At 47.2% G+C, this 26,703-nt stretch carries 22 protein-coding genes, 1 tRNA gene and 1 other annotated feature; all 23 genes read right to left on the bottom strand.

What is annotated here, in order from left to right; genetic code table 11:
• Positions 1 to 11 precede the first annotated feature (11 nt).
• Positions 12 to 698 carry an ankyrin repeat domain-containing protein gene (locus EXG77_RS04665; protein WP_023468966.1) on the bottom strand — a complete coding sequence of 229 codons (687 nt, stop codon included), beginning with the start codon at positions 696 to 698 and terminating at the stop codon, positions 12 to 14.
• Positions 699 to 716: 18 nt separating this feature from the next.
• Positions 717 to 4,316, bottom strand: a complete 3,600-nt coding sequence (locus EXG77_RS04660; protein ID WP_035396614.1) for a DUF5057 domain-containing protein — start codon at positions 4,314 to 4,316, stop codon at positions 717 to 719.
• Positions 4,317 to 4,399: 83 nt separating this feature from the next.
• Positions 4,400 to 5,632: a folylpolyglutamate synthase/dihydrofolate synthase family protein gene (locus EXG77_RS04655; protein WP_035396611.1), complete on the bottom strand. Its 1,233-nt coding sequence runs from the start codon at positions 5,630 to 5,632 to the stop codon at positions 4,400 to 4,402.
• Positions 5,633 to 5,686: 54 nt separating this feature from the next.
• Complete coding sequence (locus EXG77_RS04650) at positions 5,687 to 8,323, bottom strand: valine--tRNA ligase (protein ID WP_035396608.1); 2,637 nt, start codon at positions 8,321 to 8,323, stop codon at positions 5,687 to 5,689.
• Between the two features lie 50 nt (positions 8,324 to 8,373).
• Positions 8,374 to 8,603 (bottom strand) — a binding site (T-box leader).
• A gap of 54 nt (positions 8,604 to 8,657) precedes the next feature.
• Complete coding sequence (gene hemL, locus EXG77_RS04645) at positions 8,658 to 9,968, bottom strand: glutamate-1-semialdehyde 2,1-aminomutase (protein WP_035396606.1); 1,311 nt, start codon at positions 9,966 to 9,968, stop codon at positions 8,658 to 8,660.
• Positions 9,965 to 10,954, bottom strand: a complete 990-nt coding sequence (gene hemB, locus EXG77_RS04640; RefSeq protein ID WP_023468970.1) for a porphobilinogen synthase — start codon at positions 10,952 to 10,954, stop codon at positions 9,965 to 9,967. Before hemB ends, hemL begins: the two co-directional genes overlap by 4 nt.
• Positions 10,951 to 11,631, bottom strand: coding sequence for a uroporphyrinogen-III synthase (locus EXG77_RS04635; protein ID WP_035396604.1), 681 nt, complete (start codon positions 11,629 to 11,631; stop codon positions 10,951 to 10,953). Before EXG77_RS04635 ends, hemB begins: the two co-directional genes overlap by 4 nt.
• Positions 11,621 to 12,547 (bottom strand): hydroxymethylbilane synthase, encoded by a 927-nt coding sequence (hemC, locus tag EXG77_RS04630; RefSeq protein WP_023468972.1) that lies wholly within the window; start codon positions 12,545 to 12,547, stop codon positions 11,621 to 11,623. The genes EXG77_RS04635 and hemC overlap by 11 nt, the downstream gene beginning before the upstream one ends.
• Positions 12,548 to 12,630: 83 nt before the next feature.
• Positions 12,631 to 13,971 (bottom strand): glutamyl-tRNA reductase, encoded by a 1,341-nt coding sequence (gene hemA / locus EXG77_RS04625; protein ID WP_035396598.1) that lies wholly within the window; start codon positions 13,969 to 13,971, stop codon positions 12,631 to 12,633.
• 214 nt (positions 13,972 to 14,185) lie between these two features.
• Positions 14,186 to 15,328 carry an AI-2E family transporter gene (locus EXG77_RS04620; RefSeq protein WP_023468974.1) on the bottom strand — a complete coding sequence of 381 codons (1,143 nt, stop codon included), beginning with the start codon at positions 15,326 to 15,328 and terminating at the stop codon, positions 14,186 to 14,188.
• 146 nt (positions 15,329 to 15,474) lie between these two features.
• Complete coding sequence (gene yihA / locus EXG77_RS04615; RefSeq protein WP_023468975.1) at positions 15,475 to 16,056, bottom strand: ribosome biogenesis GTP-binding protein YihA/YsxC; 582 nt, start codon at positions 16,054 to 16,056, stop codon at positions 15,475 to 15,477.
• Position 16,057: 1 nt separating this feature from the next.
• Positions 16,058 to 18,367 (bottom strand): endopeptidase La, encoded by a 2,310-nt coding sequence (gene lon / locus EXG77_RS04610; RefSeq protein WP_023468976.1) that lies wholly within the window; start codon positions 18,365 to 18,367, stop codon positions 16,058 to 16,060.
• A 69-nt stretch (positions 18,368 to 18,436) separates the two neighbouring features.
• The gene (clpX, locus tag EXG77_RS04605) at positions 18,437 to 19,702 is read right to left on the bottom strand and encodes an ATP-dependent protease ATP-binding subunit ClpX (protein ID WP_023468977.1); all 1,266 of its coding nucleotides are present in this window, start codon (positions 19,700 to 19,702) and stop codon (positions 18,437 to 18,439) included.
• Positions 19,703 to 19,936: 234 nt separating this feature from the next.
• Entirely contained in the window at positions 19,937 to 21,229 is a 1,293-nt protein-coding gene (gene tig, locus EXG77_RS04600) for a trigger factor (RefSeq protein ID WP_023468978.1), read from the bottom strand.
• Between the two features lie 110 nt (positions 21,230 to 21,339).
• Positions 21,340 to 22,323, bottom strand: a complete 984-nt coding sequence (locus EXG77_RS04595) for a hypothetical protein (protein ID WP_035396596.1) — start codon at positions 22,321 to 22,323, stop codon at positions 21,340 to 21,342.
• A 28-nt stretch (positions 22,324 to 22,351) separates the two neighbouring features.
• Positions 22,352 to 22,876, bottom strand: coding sequence for a hypothetical protein (locus tag EXG77_RS04590; RefSeq protein WP_231681742.1), 525 nt, complete (start codon positions 22,874 to 22,876; stop codon positions 22,352 to 22,354).
• Between the two features lie 102 nt (positions 22,877 to 22,978).
• A tRNA-Arg gene (locus tag EXG77_RS04585) sits at positions 22,979 to 23,052 on the bottom strand.
• Between the two features lie 73 nt (positions 23,053 to 23,125).
• On the bottom strand, positions 23,126 to 23,635 hold the full coding sequence (locus EXG77_RS04580) for a metallophosphoesterase family protein (protein ID WP_035396591.1): 510 nt from the start codon (positions 23,633 to 23,635) through the stop codon (positions 23,126 to 23,128).
• 5 nt (positions 23,636 to 23,640) lie between these two features.
• Entirely contained in the window at positions 23,641 to 24,234 is a 594-nt protein-coding gene (locus EXG77_RS04575; protein ID WP_035396589.1) for an XTP/dITP diphosphatase, read from the bottom strand.
• Entirely contained in the window at positions 24,231 to 24,986 is a 756-nt protein-coding gene (gene rph / locus EXG77_RS04570) for a ribonuclease PH (protein ID WP_023468983.1), read from the bottom strand. Before rph ends, EXG77_RS04575 begins: the two co-directional genes overlap by 4 nt.
• A complete protein-coding gene (racE, locus tag EXG77_RS04565; protein ID WP_023468984.1) occupies positions 24,987 to 25,793 on the bottom strand; it encodes a glutamate racemase in 807 nt (268 codons plus the stop codon).
• 86 nt (positions 25,794 to 25,879) lie between these two features.
• On the bottom strand, positions 25,880 to 26,143 hold the full coding sequence (locus EXG77_RS04560; protein WP_012371023.1) for a phosphocarrier protein HPr: 264 nt from the start codon (positions 26,141 to 26,143) through the stop codon (positions 25,880 to 25,882).
• A gap of 65 nt (positions 26,144 to 26,208) precedes the next feature.
• Positions 26,209 to 26,664: a thioesterase family protein gene (locus tag EXG77_RS04555; RefSeq protein WP_023468985.1), complete on the bottom strand. Its 456-nt coding sequence runs from the start codon at positions 26,662 to 26,664 to the stop codon at positions 26,209 to 26,211.
• Between the last annotated feature and the right edge of the window lie 39 nt (positions 26,665 to 26,703).

The following is a 26,703-nucleotide window of genomic DNA, read 5'->3' as shown; positions in this document are numbered from 1 at the left end:
TTCGTTATTGCTTAGAATGTCGTAGCACGATACATTTTTGCAATCTTCTTTACTTGTTTCGTTTCTACCTTTGCCTTGTGCTGTTTCAACAATTCAAATAAATCTTTTCGATTTTGTTTGACTGTCTCATAGATCGGACGTTCTTTTCCTAAGTTCGGATTGGCACCAGCCCCTAAAAGTAACTCGATGACTGTCTCATTTTGATCAAGTGTGGCATAAAACAAAGGGGTATGACCGTACGCATCGATTCGATTTAAATCTTTAGACGTTGCGCGCTTGACGAGTAAAGCATACGCATCACTGGAACGATTCACACTTGTTGCCACATGAAGAACAGATTGTTTCTTCTGATTTAACTGATTCACTTTTGCTCCCTTTTTTAGCCAAGTAGCCACTGTATCCCGAGGAGCAAACTGCGCCGCATAAAACCAATTCATTTGATTTTGAGATGTCTTAGAATCTAATAGCAATTCAGCCTTTTCAAATGCAAGCGTCTCTTGAAAACGACCAATATAACGATTTTTTTCCGATGTAGACATGTCTGAACTTTTTAACGCGGATGCTAATTCCATAGGCTTTTCTGAACGTAACGCCTGTTCTAGTTCAGTTTTTCGATTCGATTGAATGACGTAACTTGTAACTCCGACTCCAGTCAAAATCACGATCAAAAGGATGACAACGATGCGTTTTCGTTTCATATCCAACTTCCCCACTTTTTAATATACATCTCCATCCAAGTCGGTTGATCCTGAATCTGAACCAATCGTCACCTTGAATGTTGTACTCAAAGGTGTTTTCTTATCATTTTTCAAGACTTCCAACACATCTTTATTTTCTTTTAGCACAGTGACTTTAATGCGAGCCACACCAGGACGTAACGGTTGCAACGCTTGGCCCGTCGGATCGATTTTGACGTACTCTTTCCCTTGCGTCACTTCCATCCGGTAAAATCGTTCAGTCGTCGTTTCCGGGAACCACCCTAAGAGTGGTCGTTTGTTTTCATCCTTCATCGTCATGATTAAATCATCAGCTGTTACGCTGGTCGGGTTCTCACGGACTCGAACGAGTGTCTTTGCTACCGTATCTGGGAAATCCGTCAACGTGAGTAATGCTTCGACAGCTCCATTTGGAGTACCGGTCTTACCTGTAATCGTATAACCGTTCGCTGTTGGTATCAGTTCAATCGCACTACTCAACGTAGACGTCGTAAATGGTAACGGGTAATTCGGTTTGAATGTTGCCGTCACATCTTGTGTTGATCCGACCCAGAGTTCAAGATTACTTGGGGCGACCGAAAGTTCCGGTAGCTTCACTTGAATTGTATAGGTCGTAGACTGGGCAAGGTATGTCGAACTTCCTGCTTCTGCCGGAACGACAGCTTTAACTGTGATCGTTCCAGGTGTTTTCCCGGTCAAATCTAATGTGTTTTTCGATAAACCATTCGTTTTGACATGCGAATCATTCGTGATGATCCATTGAATCGGTGTCTCGTTTCCTGAAATCATCGAAGCGAGTCCCGTCATGGATTTCGTTTCACCAACGTACAGTGTATCCGGTACGTTTCTTACAATCAGTCCACCAAATACATCATTGATCACGAGATCAGATGTCGTCGTGAGTTCTTTTCCATTACCTACAGGAACGACTAATTTGATTTGTGTCGTACCGACTTTTTTCGGTTTAATGACTCCTGCTTCATCGATTGAGGCAATCGTCGGATCGACGATCGACCATTTCAACGTTCCGTATTGGCTACCTGTCGGATTAATTTCTGGCAAGACTTTATACGATGGTGTCGTGATATCCATCTTGACGGATGGAATCTTCGCACTTGTCGCAAATGCCGGTGTCAATGCGTAGCCAAGTGTCGGAAATGCTTGTGGATCATTATTTACTGTCGTTAGTTTATCTGAACGATTTGTTTCATTTTTATAGACATTTTTAGTTGATGTTAGCACATTATCTTTTTTATCGAGCGTGTAAATGCCCACAGATTCTTTAGCTTTTACTTTTACTTTAAATGTTATTTCTGATTGTTTAGCTACCCACTGCCCTTGGTAAATGCCGTCAAGTGCTTCATCGTATTCAATGTTTGGTGCGTAGCCTTTTATAGACTGTCCAGAAATAATAGCATCCTTTAACCCACTAGTTGAAACCACTTCTAAATTACTCGGTAATTTTTCATTGAACAGTATATTTTCCATCGTCACAGAAAATTTCCCTTTGATATAGCCATTCTCCCCAATAGCTTCTTGTTGCTTCATAGGTGTTGTTTTAATGGTATATGAAATTTCAGCCGTCTCACCATTAGGAATAGTAGCCGGATCAATAGAACGAGATAATACGAAAGGAGCAGAAACAGCAGGTCGAACAACTTGAACGGTCCGTGTCTCGATTGCCTTAGCTCCCCGCTGATCCTCTGCTTCGATTCGAATCGTAACACTTGTTTTACCTTTTAATTTTGATTCGAAGGATTGACTGACGAACGAGTTATTCTTCAACTTATTGTTTTCAAAGACTTTCTCATTATCAATATAGATCCGTGTCTTTAGCTCACGGTCTTGCAGATCATAGTCGTTGACTTGATACGAGATCGTCAACGGCTCATTCTCAAGATAGCTCGATTTGTCCGTTGGCAAGATATTCTTGATTAATGGCTTGTGGTTCGCACCGATGAAAGCACGATACATCGTATTCGAGAACAATTCTTTTTCTTGTTGTTGATCAAATTTTGTTGTGTGTCCTGCTCCAGAATACGTAACGTTCCCTTTTGTGTACATATAGTAGTGGTTGCGTGCGTCCCCAATCGTTCGACCTGCAGCCTGGTTCGAGGTATTCAGATCTTTTTCACGGATGTTATACCACGGAATAAGGTCCGGTTGCTCAAGATCCAAGCCGAAGTATTGATTGTGGGTCGTTGCTATCGCTACTGTATCTGCCAAAGCAAATGGATAAGAAGTCATGACTCCGGCATTTTGTTTGACTGCCTGTCCTGATGGTCGTTGCGCCCCGTATCCCATATTCGTAAAGTTCTTTTGACCAGCGAGATCGGCAAATTTCGTTTCCCAGAACAGCTCTGGTTTACTAGATTGAGCTGGTCTGAAGATCGTGTCGTGCGTCAACATCAATCCTTGACCAGTATTCGTAAAATCAAGGATTGCATTCGATGCAGGATCGCTTAGTGCAGCAGCACCATATGAATCTTGAAACCCGAAAATCAACATGTCATAATTTGTATTTAAATTTTTCTTTTGAAAGTCCGAGTTGAATGTTGTTGCAGATAATACTTCGACATTAAAGTCATATAATCCGTCTTGTTTCAACAATGTGCCCGACATGAATCCATTAATGGAGCCGGTTGATCCCGAACGCGTGACTTGTAAAATCTTCGCTTGGGCTACTTGATCCTTCATTAAGAAGCTACCGGTCTTATAATCCGAAAGTCCATCTTCACTTACGACTTTAATCATCCAGTTCCGTGGTCCTGTATAACTCGGTGCATCAAATTGATAGGACAAGGAGCCAGAAATCGTCGCTGGTTTTTCATCGACCTTTTCGGATTCCTCAAACTGGTCATTACTATTGAAATCAATATACAATTGAACGCGTGTATTAGCCGTAGTTTGATCAAGCGTAAAATTAAAATCAATTGGTTTATCTGGTGAAGCCGGTGCTGCTTTATCCACCGATGTTAACGATTGACCAGCCTGCGAAACCGCTACTTTGCTTAAACGAGGTCGTTCAATTTTTTCGGATTGTAATCGGGAGACGACCTGTTTTGAATCCGTATAGGCAATCGCAGCACCAGACGTCATGCTTGGCTTAAAAATCGAAGTGAAATTACTCGTTGCATGTGTTAACACATCAGCGTGTAAAAAGACTGGTAATCCTTTTTGAATGTAATTCTTCAAAATTTCATTCGCTTTTAACTTCGTAATATCATTTTCGATGTTACTGGTATTATGCTGTTTGGATTTCGAATCAGATACTGTAATCGAATAACGGTCTGTTCCTGTAAAAATAGATGGATCAAAGACGATCGCATCAAATGCACCATCAAGTGAGAAACGAGACGCATTCAACTCTTTGACCGTCATCATCTTGATTTCGTATTGACTGGTATTCAACTCTTTTAACAATGATAACGACGTGATTGTCGTTCCCGGATCAATCCGGTTCGTCGTCGACCAGTCATCACGAATCTCTAAAATCTTGAACTTTTCCCCTGTTGCCGCTTTTGAATGCGGTTCATGTATATACGTAAAGCTTGAAAAAATCAGTAAGCTTGCTACTAACAAACGGACCCACTGTCTCATCGCTCATCGTCTCCTCATCATTTCGTTGAAATCCGGGACTATACTTCCCCAATTTCATTATAACGAGCGAAATCGCATTTTCCCTATTTTGTAAAAGAGTTTGTGTACATTTGACGCACTTCACTAATGAAATAGAGTGATCCCGTCACGACGTATGTCCGGTCCATCTCTAATTGATCGAAGAACGCTTCAATCGTCGTTACATTGGCGCTGTCTTGTTTTAACTCATCGAGTGTCCGCGCTCGCGGGAAATCAAATGTCGTCTCGTAAATATCCGGTGTAATGCTACGTAACTGCGTTAGCATCGCCGTCCGGTCTTTGTCACGCAAAATCGAACAAAGTAACGTTACCGGTTTTGATTCCTCTTTTAACCGTTCCACAAGTGCCGTGATGCCTTCCGGGTTATGGGCACCATCGAGAATGATTCGTGGTTTGCGTGAGATGATCTCAAACCGTCCCGGATGTTTTGCTTCCCGTAGTCCTTTTCGGATCGCCGCTTTCGACCACCCGAGTCGCCGCGCACAGACGACGGCATTCGCCGCATTATGGACTTGATGGTGACCTTCTAGACCAAGACGTGTCTCCGGAATCCCATCATATGTCGCCCAGGTACCTGTCTCTTTCAGACGGTAACGGATGATTGCTTCCTGACTCCATTTCAACGTCGCATTTCGGTCACCGCAATACGCCATTAAAGGTACCGTCAGCTCTTCCTGCAGTTTTCCGGCAATGACCGGTGTCCCTTGTTTGATGATCCCGAACTTCTGTAAAGCAATCTCTTGGAGCGTATCTCCGAGAATCGCTTGATGATCGTGCCCGATTGACGTGATGATCGCTGCGACCGGCTTCTTGAAGACGTTCGTCGAATCATACAATCCACCGAGTCCGACTTCATAAATGACGAAATCGGGACGAATCTGATCAAAATAATAGAAGGCAAGTCCTGTTAATGCCTCGAACTCAGTGACCGTACCGAGTGCCGGATCGATGTGCTGGATGGCAGCTTGAACGGCGATCGCAGCAGCGACGAGATCATCTTCTGCGATCGGTACCCCGTTCAACATGATCCGTTCCTCGAACTGAATGATATACGGCGACGTGAACGTCCCGATGCGTAATCCTTCCGCAATTCCCATCTCACGTAAGAACGCAACCGTCGATCCTTTCCCGTTCGTGCCAGCGACATGAATCGTCGGAATCGCGTCCGGGTCAATCTGTAATTCCAGTAACATCGCCTGCATCCGTTCAAGACCTGGTTTGACGCCAAATGCTAGTAAGCTCGATAACCAATCCAATACATCTTCTCGCGTCCTCATGTTGTTCGCTCCTTTAAAAAAAGTGGCTCAAGGAAACTTGAGCCACTGCTGTAATTAGTGTGAGAGTTCGTTGATGCGTGCTTCGACAGCTTGACGTTTTTCCGTATAATCAAGTGCCTTCGCCTTTTCTTCATCAATAACATGTGCCGGTGCTTTGCCAACGAAGCCAGGGTTGTTGAGTTTTTTCTCGACCCGTTCGACTTCTTTCGTATACTTGACGAGTTCTTTATTCAAGCGCGCGATTTCTTCCTCGATGTTGATCAAGTCCGCGAGTGGGATGAACAATTCTGCTCCCGTTACGATCGCACTCATTGCTTTTTCTGGTGCTGGCATCTGTTCTTCGATTCGAAGTTCAGATGCGTTCGTAAACTTTTGCAAGTACGAGCTGTTTGACGACAGGTCGTCTTGAACACGTGCGTCATTCGTCGAGATGAACAGTTGGATCTGTTTCGACATCGGTGCGTTCACTTCCGCGCGGATGTTACGAACCGAACGGATGACGTTCTGAACCGCTTCGAATGCTGGAACGGCTTCCGGGAAGTCGAGTGACGCTTCACGTGTTGGCCATGCAGCACGTGTAATCGTCTCGCCTTCATGCGGTAAGTGTTGCCAGATCTCTTCCGTGATGAACGGCATGAACGGGTGCATCAGACGCATGATCCGATCGAGCGTATAGGCAAGAACCGAACGCGTCGTCTGTTTTGCTGCTTCATCTTCCCCGTTGAGCGGTAACTTCGCCATCTCGATGTACCAGTTACAGAAGTCTTCCCAAATGAAGTGATAGAGAATACGTCCCGCTTCACCAAACTCGTATTTGTCAGATAAACGCGTTACGTCGTCAATCGTCGTCTGTAGGCGTGTCAGGATCCATTTATCTGCGAGTGACTTCTCGCCTGTCAAATCGATCTGATCAAACGTTAGACCATCCATGTTCATTAAGGCAAAACGGCTTGCGTTCCACAATTTGTTCGAGAAATTCCATGTCGCTTCGATCTTTTCCCAGTAGAAGCGGAGGTCGTTGCCTGGTGTTGATCCTGTCGTTAAGAACCAACGAAGAGAATCGGCACCATACTTCTCGATGACATCCATCGGGTCGATTCCGTTCCCGAGTGATTTCGACATCTTGCGTCCTTCCGAATCACGAATCAATCCGTGGATCAAGACGTCTTGGAATGGACGTTGTCCTGTAAATTCATACGATTGGAAGATCATCCGTGATACCCAGAAAGCGATGATGTCATAACCCGTAACGAGTGTCGATGTCGGGAAGTATTTTTGATAATCCGCTGCGTCCGTGTTCGGCCATCCCATCGTTGAGAACGGCCAAAGCGCTGAAGAGAACCACGTATCAAGAACATCGTTGTCTTGCTCCCAGTTCTCGATATCGGCTGGTGCTTCCTTACCAACGTAGACTTCGCCTGTTTCTTTATGGTACCAAGCCGGAATCCGGTGTCCCCACCAGAGTTGACGGCTGACACACCAGTCACGGATGTTTTCCATCCAGCGCACATACGTGTTCTCAAAGCGTTGTGGAACGAAGTTGACCTTGTCTGGTCCTTGTTGTTCCTCGAGTGCTTTTTGCGCGAGTGGTTCCATTTTGACGAACCATTGGAGTGAAAGATACGGCTCAACGATCGCGTCTGAACGCTCCGAGTGACCGACAGAGTGCAAGTGTGGTTCGATTTTGATTAGAACACCTTCTGCTTTTAAATCTTCAACGATTTGTTTCCGGCATTCGAAGCGATCCATACCTTCGTATTTCCCTGCGTTCTCGTTCATCGTTCCATCTTCATTCATGACGAGGACACGTGGTAACTCGTGACGGTTACCGACTTCGAAGTCGTTCGGGTCGTGCGCTGGTGTGATCTTAACGACACCTGTACCGAACTCCATGTCGACATAGTCATCGGCAACAATCGGAATCTCGCGACCAACGATTGGTAACGTGATTGTTTTTCCGACGAGGTGAGCATAACGCTCATCCTTCGGGTTCACGGCGATCGCTGTATCACCGAGCATCGTCTCAGGACGTGTCGTCGCTAGTTCAACGTGACCTGAACCGTCCGTTAGTGGATAGCTGAAGTGATAGAACGCACCTTCGATATCCTTGTAGATGACTTCGATATCCGAGATCGCTGTTTTCGTCGCTGGGTCCCAGTTAACGATGTATTCGCCGCGGTAGATTAAGCCTTTTTCGTAAAGTTTCACGAAGACTTCTTGAACCGCTTCTGACAATCCTTCGTCAAGCGTGAAGCGTTCACGCGAATAATCGAGTCCGAGACCAAGTTTTGCCCATTGTGCACGGATCGTTGACGCGTACTCTTCTTTCCATGCCCATGATTGCTCGAGGAATTTCTCGCGACCCATTTCAAGACGTGATTGTCCTTCTGCCCGCAGTTTTTGTTCGACTTTTGCTTGCGTCGCGATACCGGCATGGTCCATTCCTGGTAGGTAAAGAACGTCGAATCCTTGCATCCGCTTCATCCGTGTCAGCATGTCTTGTAACGTTGTGTCCCACGCGTGACCAAGGTGCAATTTACCTGTGACGTTCGGTGGTGGAATGACGATCGTGTACGGCTCTTTTTCTGGATCCTGATCGGCTTTGAAATAGTCACCTTTCACCCAAAAGTCGTACCATTTTTCTTCCGTTGCCTGCGGATCATACTTCGTTGGCATTGATAATTCCTGCATCCTGATCGCTCCCTTTTTGTCCATAATAAAAACGGCTTCTCTCGTCCTATGCTAAGGACGAAAGAAAGCCGTTGCTTTTTTCCGCGGTACCACCTTAGTTCATCCACAATCGGATGCCCTCGAGCCACGTAACGTGTGGAGGACGGATATCGCTCGTAAGACTCACGATACCAGCTCGTGGGGTGACCTTCCTCCTGTTCGCCCGTCACATCTTTCAGCCAAGGATGTGTTCTCTACACCGGTACGAATACAGGACTACTCTTCCCGTCATCGCTGTTGCCATTTTCTTCTTTACTTATTTTAGCCGAGAGTTCAAGCAATCGTCAAGAACTGCTTAACGACCAAATTCAACTTGGAGTTCTTGGAACGTCAATTCGACGGCTTCGATCGTCCGCTCGATGTCTTCGTCCGTGTGGGCGATTGACAGGAAGAGACCTTCGAATTGTGACGGTGGTAAGAAGACACCACGCGCCGCCATCTTTTGATAATACGAACGGAACATCTCAAGATTCGATGTTTTCGCTTTTTCGAAGTTCGTGACGCGCTCATCCGTGAAGAAGACACCGAACATCGCGCCTGCACGGTTCGTCGTCAACGGAATGTTATACTTCGCCGCAGCGTTCAGGTAGCCTTCTGACAAACAGCTCGCTTTCCGGTCGAACTCTGCATAGTGTTCTGGTTTCAATTGTGTCAATGTCGCTAGACCTGCTGCCATCGCGAGTGGGTTCCCGGATAACGTACCTGCTTGATAGATTGGACCTTGTGGTGCGATCTGCTCCATGATGTCACGACGTCCACCGTAAGCACCAACTGGCATTCCGCCGCCGATGACTTTACCGAGACACGTGATATCCGGTGTGACACCGAAATGTCCTTGGGCACAGTGGAATCCGACACGGAAACCGGTCATGACTTCGTCAAAGATCAGTAAAGCGCCGTTTTCTGACGTGATTTCCCGTAAGCCTTCGAGGAATCCTGGTTCTGGTGGCACGAAGCCCATGTTCCCAGCAGCCGGTTCGACGATGACACCGGCGATATCGTCGCCATGTTTTTCGAACGCGATCCGGACAGCGTCCAAATCATTGTACGGAACTGTCAGCGTCATGCTCGCGATTTGCGCCGGAACGCCTGGTGAATCTGGTAATCCGAGTGTCGCGACACCTGAACCTGCTTTGATCAAGAGCGAGTCACCGTGACCATGGTAACAGCCTTCGAACTTCAAGATTTTCGTCCGACCTGTGTAGCCACGTGCGAGACGAAGGGCAGCCATCGTCGCTTCAGTCCCTGAGTTGACCATCCGGACGACTTCGACCGACGGCACACGACTGATGACGACTTCCGCCATCGCTGATTCGATTTCCGTTGGTGTCCCGTAGCTCCAGCCACGCGTTGCTTGTTCTTGAATTGCTGACGTGACGATTGGATCGGCATGACCGAGAATCATTGGTCCCCATGACAAGACATAATCGATATATTCTTTTCCGTCGATATCATAGAGCTTCGATCCTTTCGCATGATCTGCGAAAATCGGTGTCATCCCGACCGATTTATAAGCACGGACCGGACTGTTGACACCACCCGGCATGAGCGGGAGTGCCCGCTCGAATGCTTCTTTTGATTTTGAGTTCTGGTTAATTAAGCTCATTTCGACCCCTCCAGGTAACGACAAATGTCTTTTGCGAAATAGGTGATGATTAAATCAGCGCCTGCTCGTTTAAAGCCAAGCATCGTCTCAAGGACGATTCGTTCTTCATCGATCCAGCCGTTCAAGGCAGCGGCTTTGACCATTGCATACTCACCCGATACGTTATATGCGACAATTGGTAGATCGATTCGCTCGCGCACATCGCGAATGATATCCATGAACGCAAGTGCAGGTTTAACGATCATGAAGTCAGCTCCTTGATCGACGTCCGCTGTTGCTTCGCGGAACGCTTCGCGACGGTTTGCCGGGTCCATTTGATAACCTTTCCGGTCGCCTTCTCCCGGTGCCGAGTTCGCTGCATCACGGAATGGACCGTAATAAGCAGACGCATATTTAACACCGTAGCTCATGACCGGAATGTGGCTGAAGCCGTTCTCGTCTAATCCTTGACGAATCGCTGCGACGAATCCGTCCATCATCGATGATGGCGCGATGACGTCGGCACCTGCTCGGGCTTGTGAGATTGCTGTCTTGACGTGAAGCGGTAATGACGCATCATTATCGACCGTACCGTCGGCGACGATTCCACAATGACCTGTCGACGTATATTCACATAAGCATGTGTCGGCGATGACCGTTAGCTGCGGGGCAACCTTCTTGACGAGACGTGTCGCTTCTTGAACGATCCCGTGATCGTGAAACGCACCTGATCCTTGCTCGTCTTTCAAGTGGTCGTGCGGGACACCGAATAAAATGACAGATTCGATTCCGAGTGCGACGACTTCTTCAATCTCAGCCGTCAGATGATCGAGTGATAAGTTGAAGACGCCAGGCATCGAACTGACTTCGCGTTTAATGTCTTCGCCTTCAGCGACAAAAATCGGATAAATCAAATCTGATTTATGCAACTGATTCTCGCGGACGAGTGACCGGAGTGATGCGGTATGACGTAAACGACGGTGACGTGCGTATTCTAATGTGTTCATGCTGATTCCTCCTCAATGATACGATCAATCATGCCGTCCACCGTGAATTCACGGGCGACATGGATCGGTTGAAGTCCGGCTGCTTTTGCTGCTTGCTCCGTGACCGTCCCGATGACGATGAATATCGTCTGTGGGGCTAACGGCGCAATCGCTTCGACAGCGGAAGGACTCTGCAGTCCAATATAGGTGGCAGTTCTGACAAGTGCTTCAGGTAGTCGACGGGTGACGGTTTCATAGGTGATGATATCTTCAATTGTGAATCGATTCAGTTTCCGTAACTGATCGACTGGTGCTTGACGCGACCGATTCCCACGCGCAAAAACGATATGATCGCCGTCAGACAAGTGTGGTCCGAGTTCTGCGACGAGTGCGTCTCCTGTAAAGGTCGACGGACAGAAGTCGGCCGTTCGACCGTACTTCGCAAGTGCGTCTGCCGTCTTTCGTCCAACGACCGCGATACGTGTTGCTGTTAATTCAGGCAACGCATCAGCAATCCGGTGGACACCATTCGGACTCGTCACGATTAGCCAATCCATTCCCTTAGGCAATGTAAACGAAACCGGTCGCGTTTCAATGACAGGATAGTGCACTGACTCGATCGCGACGGCGCGCAGTCGCGCCATCTGCTCGGTCGTCGGTGGTCGGCTGCCCGTGAAGAGTACCTGCTTACAAGTCATCCGGAAGTGTCGCGAGAATCTCACGACCGCCCGAAGCAAGCAGACGTTCTGCAACATCTTGACCGAGTTGCATCGGGTCAAGACCTGATTCGCGCTCGAGTAGGATTTGCTCACCATCGACGGATCCAATGAATCCGACAAGTGTCGTTGACATGTCTTCGTTGATCGTTGCGAATCCACCGACCGGAACGTGACAGCTACCTTCGATCGCCGCTAAGAACGCGCGCTCTGCGTAAGCTACTTTTTCCGTCATCTGATCATGGATCAGGTGCAGAAGGTCACGTACTTCTTGATCATGTTCGCGACATTCGATACCGAGGATTCCTTGACCGACGGCTGGAATCATGTCATCTGTCGAGAGATATTCCGAGACGACGTCTTCAGACCAACCCATCCGTTGTAGACCAGCTGCTGCGAGCAAAATTCCGTCAAACGGACCATTCTTTAATTTATCGAGTCGTGTGTCGATGTTTCCGCGAATCGATTCGATTTTTAAATCAGGGCGGAGTTTTAGCAATTGCGACCCACGACGTAAGCTACTCGTGCCGACAACTGCACCTTCTGGCAAGGAAGCAAGACCTTCGCCTGTTTTCGTGATCAAGGCATCACGCGCATCGACACGTGCTGGTGTGGCACCGATGATGAGACCATCCGGTAATTCAGAAGGTAGATCCTTCATGCTGTGAACGGCAAAATCGATTTCTTCGTCAATCATCTGTTGCTCGATCTCTTTTACGAATAATCCTTTACCGCCGACTTTCGAGAGCGTCACATCCAAAATGCGGTCCCCTTTTGTGATGATGTTCTTGATTTCGAACTCATACGGCGCGCCGGCTTGTTTCAACTGGTCAATGACCCATTTCGTCTGTGTCATCGCTAGCTTCGAGCTTCGCGATCCAACAATGATTTTTCGCATGCTAAAATCCCCCTGTACAATGATAAAGGGGCGGCACAAGTCCGCCCCATGCATTTTCTATTGTAACACAAATCGTGCTTTGTTCACCGGTTCACAGCTTTTGCAGAAGGTGTCGTCTCTTCTGATGTCATGACATCATCTTCGAGCCCTTCGAACAAGTCTTCGTTTAATGCAAACGTATCCATGAACTGCGCAATCCGCTCATCGGCATCTGGCTTCGCTGCCGCATCTTTAATATAAGACAACGGCTCACGCAACAACTGGTTGATGATTGATTTCATGTGTTTGCCAATGACGGTTTTTTCGCGTTTTGACATATCCGGTAATTTCCGTTCCAAGCTTTGCATCGTTTCTTGTTGAATCCGCAATGCCTGGTCTCGTAATTCCGTGATGATCGGTACGACACCGAGTGTCGTCATCCAACCTTCGAACTCAGCGATTGCTGCTTCGATCCGTTGTTCGATTTTCGCCGCTTCCTTCATCCGTTCCGCCATGTTTTGTTGGACAATCGATGTCAAATCATCGACATCGTACAAATGAACACCCGGTAAATCACCGACGGTCGGTTCAATGTCCCTTGGTACGGCGATATCGATCAAGAGGAATGGACGATCGTGCCGGAACAGCTGTGCTGCCGCGATGTCTTCCCGTTTGATGATGGCACGTTTGGCACCTGTTGAAGAGATGACGATGTCTGCCCGAAGCAAACCGCACTGCATCTCGTTAATCGAATGTGCCGATCCTTCGAACCGATTCGCGACCTCTTCTGCTTTAGCTAACGTCCGGTTAAAGACCGTGATATCGCGTGCCCCTGCTTCATATAGGTTGAGCGTCGTCAATTCGCCGGTTTCTCCCGCACCGATGACGACGATTGATTTATCTTCAAGCGATCCAAGTAACTGTTCGGCAAGCGTGACAGCAGCAGCACTGACAGAAACGGCATTTTCACCGATTCCAGTTTCTGCGTGAGCCCGTTTGGCGAGCGTGACCGCTTCTTTGAAGAGTTTATTGAAGACCGTTCCTGTCGTTTCAAGCTTCTGCGCCATGAAGAAGCTTGTCTTCACTTGACCAAGGATCTGCGTTTCACCGACAATCATCGAATCAAGTCCACTTGTCACGCGGAACAGATGCTTCATCGCATCAAACCCTTCATGAATGAAGAGATACGGCTCGAGTTCCTCCATCGTCAAACCGAACCAGTTTGCAAGGAAACGTTTCGTATAATATCGTCCTGTATGTGGCTGATCCGTCACGACGTACAGTTCCGTCCGATTACATGTCGAGACGATGACACTTTCAAAAATACTTTTTTCATCGCGCAATGCGACGACCGCTCCCTTCATCTCATGCTCCCCAAATGAGACTTGTTCGCGTATTGATACAGGCGCTGTTTTGTTATTCAAGCCGACCACTACGATATGCATGCGCTCTACCCCTTACGTCCAAAGATTTCGTTCCGATCTATCTTTTCGTTCTCTATCCTACATTATAACCATTATAAAAAAGATTCCAATCAATTTATAAACTAAAATGAGTCGAAGTTGTGAAATCTTCTTCATTTTTTCTCTTCTTCTACCTTATCCCTCTCTCATGAAAATCACAAACCCTCTGCTCCTAAAAAGGTCAGAGGGTTACACTTTACTTCAAGGATTCAGGTGATACCGTCACGTCCGGTACGTCGAGACGTTGCTGACGTAAACGATAGATCCGAGCGATATTTTGAATGACGACTTTTGTGACCGCATAGGTCGGAACTGCTAGGATGACACCAATGATTCCACCGATTTTCCCAGCAACGAGCAAGACGATGATGATCGTCAGCGGATGAACCTTGAGTGTTTTCCCTTGGACATAAGGAGAAATCAAGTTCGACTCAATTTGCTGCGCGACGACGATCGTGACGATCGCATAGACGGCTTTGATCGGATCATCGATGAACCCGACGATGACCGCCGGTACAGCACCGATGTAAGGTCCAAGATACGGAATGATGTTCGTGACCGTACAGAATAAGGCAAGCAGTAACGCATATTGAATATCTGAGATGAAGAAGCCAATCAATGACATGAGACCGACACAGATTGAGACGATAACCTGTCCATTGACATAATGCTTCACTGTCACGTGCATATCGTGCAAGATTTTACGCGTTTCTGTTTCATAGCTTTTCGGCAACAGCTTCACGACGGAATCCGGAAACTTATAGCCGTCAAGCAACATATAAACTAAGATGAACGGCACTAAGACGATGATTAAGACGGTCGAAGAGATGACACCGAAAATCGTTCCGACAGACGTCGAGACAGACTTAAAGACTGTACCGATATACGACGTCGCTTCATTCGTCCACTTGTCAAATAAGTCCGTATTCTCGTGAACCCATGTCGAGATGAAACGATTGTCCATCAATTGATCGCGTAAGTTTAACGTCTGATCGCGTAATTCGATGACGAGCGTCGGAATGCTTGTCGCAAAATCCGTCACCTGCTCGACTAAAATTGGTCCGATCGAAGCGACAGCAATCGTCAGAACCGTGATGAAACCAAGCAAGACGATCAACACGGCAAGACCACGTTTCTTGACGCGTTTTTGCAATGCATCTACGATACCGAGCGTGAAATAATAGAAAATCCCCGCAATGATCAGCGGCGGGAAGATCAATGCCAGCATGACTTTAATCGGCTGGAATAAAAATGAGATCTTTGTACCGACCCAGATAACGAGAAAAATCACTAATACCCAGATTAATGCCTTAAACCATTTGTTTCGAAGCAAATCCAAACCATTCACACTCCCATTTATTACATAGTCATTATAGCTATTCTTACACACTATATTACGAAATAATAGATTTTTCACAAAGCACTTTTTATGTATAGAAAGTAAAAAAGCCTACGAAATCCTGCAGATTTCGTAGGCTTTAATCTTTACAATAAGCGATAAATCGCTTCCCACGCTGCATCGACGCCCTCTCCTGTCTCGGACGAGAAAGGAATCAATGTATCTTGACCATCAAATTGCAACTTACGTTTAATCGCCGCGATATGTTTATCACGTTGACTCTTCTTGATTTTATCGAGTTTTGTCGCAACGACGATGACCGGTAGATCGTAATACTTCAAGAAATCATACATCGTCACATCATCCGCAGACGGATCGTGTCGGATGTCAACGAGCTGTACGACACCTTTAAGGATTTCACGTTGTGTGAAGTACTTCTCCATCATCTTGCCCCACGCTTCACGCTCCGTCTTCGAAACTTTCGCATATCCGTAACCCGGTACATCGACGAACATGACTTCATCATTGATGTTGAAGAAGTTCAAGGTTTGCGTTTTACCTGGTTTCGAAGATGTCCGCGCGAGTGCTTTACGCTGGACCAGTTTATTGATGAAAGAGGACTTTCCGACGTTCGATCGCCCTGCGAGTGCCACTTCTGGCAACAATGGCTCCGGATAATGTTCCGGATTGACGCCACTCGTAATAAAATCAGCTTTATAAATTTTCATGTTACTCTCCTTTTAATGCATGTTCGAGCACTTGCTCCATCGTCGCGACCGGAATGAATTCCATTCCTGCGCGGACGCTTTCCGGGATATCATCGATGTCCCGCGTATTGTCTTGCGGCAGCAGAACGGTCGTCAAGCCCGCACGGTGTGCTGCGAGTGACTTCTCCTTTAGTCCACCGATTGGTAAGACACGTCCACGCAACGTGATTTCACCCGTCATTCCGACGTCTCGGCGAACCGGACGTTTTGTTAAAGCGGAAATCAATGCTGTCGCGAGTGTGATCCCAGCAGATGGACCATCTTTTGGTACGGCACCCTCAGGAACGTGGATGTGGATGTCTTGCGTTTCGTAGAAGTTCGGTTCGATGCCAAGCGACGTCGCATTCGCTCGGACGAAGCTGTAGGCGGTCTGAGCCGACTCTTGCATGACATCACCGAGTTTCCCGGTTAACTGCAATTTCCCTTTACCCGGAGCAAGGCTGACTTCGATCGTCAACGTATCGCCCCCAAAAGCAGTATACGCTAAACCAGTCACCGCGCCAATCATATCTTCGAGCTCGCCTTGACCATAGCGGTAAATCGGTTTGCCTAGGAAATCGTCCAGATTACGCTTCGTCACCGTCACCCGTTTCTTCTCCCCCATCGCGATTTGTTTCGCTGCTTTCCGGCAAAGTGAGCCGAGGACACGTTCGAGATTCCGAACACCGGCTTCTCGCGTATAACGACGGACGACTTCTTCTAGCGCGTCTGCTTTGACCGTCAATTGACTCTTTTTCAGACCGTGTTCAGCCAGTTGCTTCGATAAGAGATGACGAACAGCGATCTCCGTCTTCTCTTGTTCCGTATAGCCACCGATTTGAATCAGTTCCATCCGGTCAAGCAACGGTCCGGGGATGTTCGAGACATCGTTCGCTGTCGCGATGAACAGGACATTCGATAAATCGAACGGTTCTTCGATATAGTGATCGGAGAAGCTGTTGTTTTGTTCTGGATCAAGAACTTCGAGCATCGCGGACGACGGATCACCACGGAAGTCATTTGACATCTTATCGATCTCATCGAGCAGGAAGACCGGGTTGTTCGTTCCTGCTTGTTTTAAACCGCGAATGATCCGTCCTGGCATCGCACCGATATACGTCCGGCGATGTCCACGGATTTCCGCTTCGTCGCGCACGCCACCAAGTGAGACACGGACGAACTTCCGCTCAAGTGCTGTAGCAATCGAACGGGCAAGCGACGTTTTCCCGACTCCTGGAGGACCAGAAAGACAAAGAATCGGTCCACGCAATGAGTCGGTCAATTGACGAACGGCAAGATACTCAAGGATTCGTTCTTTGACCTTCTCTAGACCGTAATGGTCCTTTTCAAGCTGTTCCGAAGCAGCTGAGACGTTCAAGAAATCATCGGTTGCTTCATTCCACGGCAATGAGAAGAACCATTCGAGATAGTTGCGAATGACCCCATGTTCGGGACTCGTCGCCGGTACGACCGCTAAACGACTGATTTCCTTCTCGACGTTCGCAACCGTCGTTTCTGGTAAATCAAGCATCGCAAGCTGCTCCCGGTATTTCGTCGCATCGCTTTCAACAGAAGCCGACTCGCCACCGAGTTCTTGTTGAATCGTCTTCAATTGTTCCCGCAAGTAATACTCGCGTTGCGATTGTTCAATCGTCTTCTTCGTCCGTTCACGCATCTCACGTTCGAGTTCGACGACTTCATATTCGTGTTTCATGACGTCAAGCAACATCAATCCTCGTTCGACCGGATCCTGTTGTTCGAGAAACTCCTGCTTCTTCGAAATATCGATTGGTAGCTTCGACGTGATATAGTCCGTCAATGAATCGAGGCGTTCGTATGTCTCGAACCGGCGACGTTCATCGGTTCCGATTCCTTTAATCCGGGAGACGAGTTGACCAAACTGTTCTTTGATGAGACGAACGAGCGCTTCTTGTTTCGCTCCTTTGATGTCCATCTTCTCGATTGGTTCGATGACAGCTTGATAACCCTCGTCCGTCTCCTCGACGTTTTCAATCCGGACGCGTTCCTTCCCGATGACGCGGACACGGACCGTATCATTCCCGAGTTCACTCATCTTCGCGATTTGAACGAGCGTACCAACCTGATGCAACCCGTCGACAGACGGCTCTGCTTCTGGATCACGTTGTGTGACGACGACGAGATCGATTTCGTGTTCCTTTGATGCAAGTAAGGCTTTCAAGGATACCGGACGCCCGACATCGATCGTCAATCCGATCAATGGATACGCGACGACACCGCGTAACGGTAAAAGTGGATATTGTTTTTTCTTCATTCGAATTCCTCCTAAACAAAAAGACTCGGAAAGGCGTACAAGTAGCCTCCGAGCCGATTTGTCACGGTGTTACGCCGTTTCTTTTTCTTTCCCATGTTCAATTGTACCATCTTTCAACTCAAGCGTTGGACCGCGTTTACCAGTCAACGTTTCTGCTGTAATGATGACTTTCGCGATGTCTTCACGCGATGGGATTTCGAACATGATATCAAGCATAGTTTCTTCGATGATGGAACGAAGACCACGTGCACCTGTTTTACGTTCGATTGCAAGTTTTGCAATCTCAAGAAGTGCATCTTCCGTGAAGTCGAGTTCGACATCATCGAGTTGAAGCATTTTCTTATATTGTTTCACGAGGGCGTTTTTCGGTTTCGTCAAGATTTGAACGAGTGCCTCTTCATCAAGTGGCTCGAGCGTCGCCATGACCGGCAAACGACCGATGAACTCCGGAATCAAACCGAACTTTTGAAGATCTTCTGGTAATGCAGCTGCCAGAATTTCTTTTTGTGTAAGGTTACGGTTTTCTGAATCGTTTCCGAATCCGATGACTTTTTTACCAAGACGACGTTTGATTGACTGATCGATCCCATCGAATGCGCCACCGACGATGAACAAGATGTTCGTCGTATCGATTTGGATGAATTCTTGATGTGGGTGTTTCCGTCCACCTTGTGGCGGTACACTCGCAACCGTTCCTTCCAAAATCTTCAGCAAGGCTTGTTGGACACCCTCACCAGATACGTCACGTGTAATCGACGGGTTTTCTGATTTACGAGCAATCTTATCGATTTCATCAATGTAGATGATGCCTTTTTCAGCTTTCTCAACATCGTAATCCGCTGCTTGGATGAGTTTCAACAGGATGTTCTCGACGTCTTCACCGACATAACCGGCTTCCGTCAAACTTGTTGCATCTGCAATCGCAAACGGTACGTTCAAGATACGTGCCATCGTTTGGGCAAGAAGTGTCTTACCGCTACCTGTTGGTCCAATCATGACGATGTTCGATTTTGAGAGCTCGACATCATCTGCGCGACCACCAGCATTGATTCGTTTGTAGTGATTATACATCGCTACAGACAACGACTTCTTCGCTTTTTCTTGACCGATGACATAATCGTCAAGTGTCGTACGAATTTCATGCGGTTTCGGAACATTCTTTAGCTCGACTTCTTCTTCAGTGCCGAGTTCTTCCTCTACGATTTCATTGCAGAGTTCGATACACTCGTCGCAAATGTAAACGCCAGGTCCAGCAACAAGTTTGCGTACTTGTTCTTGTGTCTTTCCACAGAAAGAACATTTTAGCTGACCTTTTTCTTCGTTAAATTTAAACATAAAGGTCCACCCCTTTAACGTGGAAATTGTATGGATGCCTGTAGCATCCCGTCTCACGTTTTACTATTTATGATTGTAGCATGAACAAGGAAAGTCTTTCAAATCCTGGACGAACGATTTACAGTTTGATGTTCTGAACCAAGGATCGTTTGTCCTTGTTTGACCTATCGTACAAAAAAATCGACTCCAAGACCAGAAATTGGGCTTGAAGTCGATCGAAAACCATGAAATGGCTTATTTTGCTTTTGCGTTGTCGACGAGAACATCGATAGCTTTACGGAATTGAAGATCGCCTTTAAGCGTTTCAAGACCACCTTGTGGTGCAAGCATCGTTTCAAGTTGATCTGCAGGGATGTTGTAGAGTTCTGACATTGATTGAAGTTCAGTTTGAGTTTCCTCATCTGTTACTTCGATTTTTTCGTCAGCAACGATTTGCTTGAGGACGAGACGTGCTTTAACGCGCTCTTCCGCTTGCTCTTTCATTTCAGAACGCATTGCCTCTTCTGTCGTTCCAGTCAACTGGAAGTACATGTTGAGGTCGATGCCTTGTGATTGAATACGTTGTGTGAACTCTTGAACCATACGCTCGACTTCGTTTTCGACCATGACTTCTGGAAGATCAACTGTCGCGTTTTTCGTAGCCGCTTCGACTAACTCATCGCGCATTGAAGCATCAGCTTCTTGTTTGCGTGTGTTTTCGAGACGCGTACGGATTTTTGTTTTCAACTCGTCGAGTGAAGAAACTTCTTCATCCATTTCTTTTGCGAACTCATCTGTCAATTCAGGGAGCTCTTGTGCTTTAACTTCATGGATTGTTACTTTGAATGTAACTGGTTTTCCAGCGAGTGATGCTTCGTGGTATTCCTCTGGGAATGTCACTTCAAGATCTTTTTGCTCGCCAGTTTTTAAACCGACCATTTGCTCTTCGAATCCAGGAATGAAGTTTCCAGAACCGATGACGAGTGAGTAGTTCTCAGCAGTTCCGCCGTCGAATTGGTTTTCCCCATCGAAACCTGCGAAGTCGAATACGACTGTATCGCCATTCTCGATGACGCCATCTTCTTTAACGACGAGTTCTGCACCGCGTTCTTGCAATGTTTTGAGTTCAGCGTCGACGTCTTCGTCAGTAACGTTCGTTTCAACTGCTGTGTACTCAAGACCTTTGTACTCACCGAGTGTAGCTTCTGGCTCGATGACGAACGTGATTTTGAATTCGACTGGCTTGCCTTTTTCGAGTGTTTCAACGTCGATGTTCTCAAGCGCGATTGGCTCGATTCCTGATTCGACGACTGCACCTTCGATTGTGTCCTTGTAAAGGATATCGAGTGCATCTTGGTACAGTGCTTCTTCACCGTACATTTTGTTGAACATTGCGCGTGGCATTTTTCCTTTACGGAAACCAGGTGTGTTCAAAGTCTTAACGACTTTCTTGAACGCTTGGTCTACCGCTTTATCAAATGCTTCAGCAGGCGCTTCATACGTGAGGACGCCGAGGCTACCTGATTGTTTTTCCCATTTTGCAGTCATGCTGAGTCCCTCCAAAATTGTCAATTAGCGTACATGTGTGTACAACAAGTCACATTATAGCACAATCGTTCTGACGATTACCACTGTTGAACGAATCGTTTCCTGATGTCTCAATCGAAGTAAATTTGCTCGAATGCAATGACTTCCGGATAAAGGATATGTGCCGCTCGATATAACCGCTTCGCCAGCGGACTGAGGATACGTTCCGGTTCTTCACGTTCAAATGTCAGACCTGCGAGTTCTTCGCATGCTGCGAGCCACTTCTCCATGTCTGACCCGATTCGTTCTCGTTCTTCAAGATGAATCAGTTGATCCGATCGCAAGACGAGCAACGCTCGGAACGGATCCATTCGCTCTAACGTATGCATCGATGCCAGTAACGCTTGTTGCTCCTGTTGATGTACCAGCAGGATTTCTTCTAACTCTTCACGTGACGAGATCGTCCAGTCTACATCTACGTGTGGCACATGAATGCTTACCGGATATGGCACGTGATGAAGCACGCTTCCTAATAACTGATCAATGACGAGTAGACTTTGATGTGCTGTCTCTTGCGCCTGAAGGTATTTTTGTGTGATGTATGCAATGAGCTCATGTGTCCGTTCGAATTCCACACCGGTCAATTGGCGCATTTGTTCGACCCAACTGCCGTGTCGCAACACATGCATCAATTTCGTTGCTGCTGTTACCTCACGCTTCGCAACAGGGTTGTTTTGAACTGCCGGCTTTTGTTCGCGAACACGCATCTGTTGTTTGATTTCATCTAATCGAAGCGCGAGCCCATAAGGCAGATACGGTGACGCCGAGCGCAAAGCGAGTTTCATCGGATAACGTTCTCCGAGTTCATAAAGAAAGAGTGCGAGCACTTGCTCGACACCCTCGACTTCAAGAAATCGTTCTGCCACTGTTTCAAATCGTTCACGGTCATGCATTAAGAGTGGTTGAATGACATAGAGCCGGTGTAAGACATCTTCTCCTGTCAATTGGTCAGTCTCTAATTCCATAATCAATTGTTCTTGTTTAGAAGCGGGCAAACGAAGAATCCGCGCTCGTTCTACTTCTAGTTCATGTTCCATCCAGCGCGATGTCCCCATATTCCGGCACTCCTTCATATTCAACTTCTTATTTCGTAAATGGATCGAGTAAAGACGTCCAGTTCGTGATCGCTTCTTGAAGTTGTCCCGCCTGCTCGATTCCTAATCGATTCAACGTATCTAATGAGACGTCAGCTTCAAGTAATCGAGCGATATCTTCCGATTGATTCACGTACTGCTCGAGTTTTGCACTTAAATTTTGCAATTCTTGCGGCGGATTTTCAAGTCCCGCTAATCGTTGATCGATTTGATCCAGTTCTTGATTGAACTGATCAATCGTTCCGTTTTCCTTCAACTTTTCGATTTGTTGATCGAGTGCCTGTTCAGGGTTCGCAGATTCACGCGCTGTCGTAGCCGCCTCATTCAAGGAAGCCGACAAATCTGACGTGACTTGTGCTGTATCTTTTGCAATGCCTTGAAGTTCTCCAGCGTAATCGACACTATTTTTTACATCGTTGACTTGTTGTTTTGCATCGTCGACTGTATTTGAAATCTCACTACATCCAGCAAGAAACGTACTTAGCACAAGGACTGCTCCAACTTTCTTCCACATAGCATTCATCCCTTTCGAGTTCATGATACCTTAATTATAATCGAAAATCGGAATAAAAAAAAGAGATCACCCTCGTAAGGGCAGTCTCTATTTTAATTATAGCGTCCCAAGAGGGATTCGAACCCCCGACCGACGGCTTAGAAGGCCGTTGCTCTATCCTGCTGAGCTATTGGGACGTGTCAACACGAATAAACTATACTAGAACAATTCTTTCGTGTCAATCACATTACAAACATTGCATTTATTTTATTACAAAAATGTTCCGTCCAGATGAAGGGCATTTACCGGATCACCGTTCACATCAAGAAAATCGACAGAATAACGGTTTTGATCCACTTCAAGAATCGCATACGTCTTGTCTGGTCGATGACGTGGCATCCGGATTGAACCTGGATTGATGAATAACACACCGTCCCGATATTCAGCCTTCGCCACATGGGAATGACCATATAAGACGATGTCCGCCTGCTTTTCCTTCGCATGATGCTGTAAGACATCTAGACTGTATTTGACGTCCTGCCGATGTCCGTGGACACAGAGGATGGTATGACCATCCATTTCCGATACGACTTCTTCCGGAAAATCGTGTCCGTAATCGCAATTCCCTCGCACAACACGATATGGATATAATGATTCGATGTCGCGCGTCAATTGGGAGTCCCCACAATGAAATGCCGCATCTACGTCTTGGTGACGTTCGAATATCGTAAGCAATTCTTGTTCTAGTCCATGACTATCACTAACGATCAACGCTCTCATCTTCATCACACTCCTAAGAAAGTAGTTAAGTCCTGTTCGAGCTTGCGCAATGCATTGCCACGATGACTAATCATCGCTTTTTCTTCTTTCGTCAATTCAGCAGCCGTCTGTCCGCTTTCTGTGACGAACAATGGATCATAACCGAAACCGTTCGAACCCGACGCCTCAAAACCGATTCGCCCTTCCATCGTTCCACGAACCGTCAATGTCTCACCCGTTGGTTTCGCTAGCGCGAGTACACAAACGAAGCGCGCCGTCCGCTCTTCCTCCGGAACACCTTCTAACTTTTCAAGTAGTAGAGCATTGTTCGCCGCATCGGACTTTTCAAAACCCGCAAAGCGTGCTGAGTAGACGCCGGGAGCGCCATCTAAAGCATCGACTTCAAGACCTGAATCATCAGCAAGTACAGCGTGGCCAAAGTAGGCTGCTGCCTCTGTTGCTTTTAAAAGTGCATTCTCCTCGAATGTCTCACCTGTTTCATCCGTTTCCGGAGCATCGGCGTGATCGAGTAACGACTCGACCGTATAACCGAGACGACCCAGCATGCTTTCAAGTTCCTTCACTTTACCTGCATTGTGTGTTGCGACGATGACCTTCATCTATGTTCCCCCACTTCTTCTCCTACATACCACCAAGAGACACCGAGTGCCTCACGGCCAGCCTCAATCAGTTCCTTAATACCTTTTTCCCCAAGTTCGAGCATTTCGAGCATCTCTTGACGGGAAAATGTCGACTCTTCTCCTGTTGCTTGCATCTCGACGATTTTACCCGATGAGGTCATGACGAGATTGAAGTCGACTTCCGCCGCAGCGTCCTCTTCATAGCATAGATCGAGCAAGACATTCGACTCGACGATTCCAACCGAGATGGCTGCGATGCCCTCTTTGATCGGTGTATCTGTCAGTTTTCCCGCTTGAATCAATTGATCGACTGCTCGGACGAGTGCCAAAAAACCACCAGTGATCGATGCCGTTCGTGTACCGCCATCTGCCTGAATAACGTCACAATCGATCCAGATCGTTCGTTCCCCGAGCTTCTCTAAATCAACGACGGCCCGAAGCGAGCGGCTGATCAGACGTTGGATTTCCATCGTCCGTCCCGTCTGTTTGCCGCGGACGGCTTCTCGTGCGGTCCGCTGAGCCGTCGCACGCGGCAACATCGAATATTCCGCATTGATCCAGCCCTGGCGTTTACCGCGAAGGAACGGTGGCACCTTCTCCTCGACGGTCGCCGTACAGAGGACTTTCGTATCTCCCAGTTCAATCAAGACAGAACCTTCTGCGTGTTTATTGACATCAATCGATAATTGAATAGGACGGAGATCATCCGCCGTTCGTTGGTCTATCCGCATTTAATCTTCCTCCGTTCCAAGCACGATGCGCTCCGCATGGATGGTCTGATCGAGCCAGTCCGTCGCAATCTGATCAAATGAGCGGATATCGCCTGTCGCGTAATAACGATGTTCCGGAATTTGTGTCACATCTGCTGAAATCGTATTGTAATCAAGTAGTGCTGCTACCTCGAGCGCTGTCTCGTCTCCTGAAGAGATTAGCTGGACGCCTGGTCCGATGACCCGTCCAATCACATCTGCTAGAAGCGGGTAATGGGTGCACCCGAGGATCAATGTATCCATATCGTAATTCATCAATGGTCGTAATGTATTGGCAACGACACGTTCGACGTACGCACCATCTGTCTGCATCGACTCGACGAGCGGAACGAATGGCGGGCACGCTAACGATTCGACGACGACTTGCCCTTCGACGTGGCGTAACGCCTTCTCGTAGGAATTACTTGTAATCGTCATCTTCGTTCCAATGACACCAATTCGTTTCGTACGCGTCACCTTAACTGCCGCGCGGGCTCCCGGATCAATGACACCGATGACAGGTATATTTAAACGTTCTCGCGCTTCTTTTAAGACGACAGCCGTGGCTGTGTTACAGGCGATCACGATCAATTTCACATCTTGTTGCACGAGATAATCAATCATCTCCCACGTAAACTCACGAATCTCTTCTTCTGGACGAGGACCATACGGACACCGCAATGTATCCCCGACATAGATGATTCGCTCATGGGGCAACTGTCGCATCAATTCACGTGCGACCGTCAACCCACCGACTCCGGAATCCAGTACTCCAATCGCTCGATTCACTCTTCTCCACCTCTTTCTCTCTTTCCTATGGTAACAAAAAAGGACGACGGTGCAAGACCGGCGTCCGAGAATGTACGATTACAGGATTACTGAGCAAGACCTTCGCTAGTCAGCATATCTGAAAGAGTCGTGATTGCTTCAGAAGCATCGTCACCGTTTGCAACGATTTTGATATCTGAATCTTTCGCGATTCCGAGTGAAAGAACACCCATGATTGACTTCAAGTTGACAGTCTTCCCGTTGTATTCCAAGTTGATGTCTGATTGGAATTTAGAAGCTGTGTTGACGAGCTGAGTAGCCGGACGAGCGTGAATGCCTGAATCCGCGATGACTTTGAATGTTTTTTCCATGATTAAGAAATCTCCCTTCACTAATAACGTACTAGTGAGTCGTTTTCGAATATGTGAACTCATTATCAAATGATAACGGATTCGAATCGATTCTGCAAGGAATTTTTATACGCTTCACTCCATGGGAATGCTTTCCCCGAACGATCGATTTGTACCATAGATGTCCGTCCCGTGAACATCAATTCACCTTGCTCATCAAATGCCGCATAGTGGACGTCACACGATGCACTACCGACATGTACCGGATACGCATAGACAGCGAGACGCGCCCGTGGATAGACTTGGCGAATATAGTTACACTGAGCATCGGCGACGACGATAATGCCGTCTTCTGCAAGCGAATATCCTGTTTCCTCTAACATCAATGTCCGAACGTCTTCAAAATAGACGAACGGTACTCGGTTATTCATATGACCATAGGCATCCGTCTCCGCAAAACGAACAGCGACGTCGAGTCGTGTGCCATGTTTCATCTGTTCAAGCCATGACTCAAGTTCTGGAATATAAGCTGGTACGCGCACAATGAGTTCCTCCTGTCTGAATGAAAAAAGAAGGAGCAA

This window comes from Exiguobacterium sp. OS-77, assembly GCF_000414195.2.
Classification (GTDB): domain Bacteria; phylum Bacillota; class Bacilli; order Exiguobacteriales; family Exiguobacteriaceae; genus Exiguobacterium_A; species Exiguobacterium_A indicum.
The sequence above is the reverse complement of the archived record's forward strand: the minus strand, read 5'-3'. Positions and strand labels throughout refer to the sequence as shown.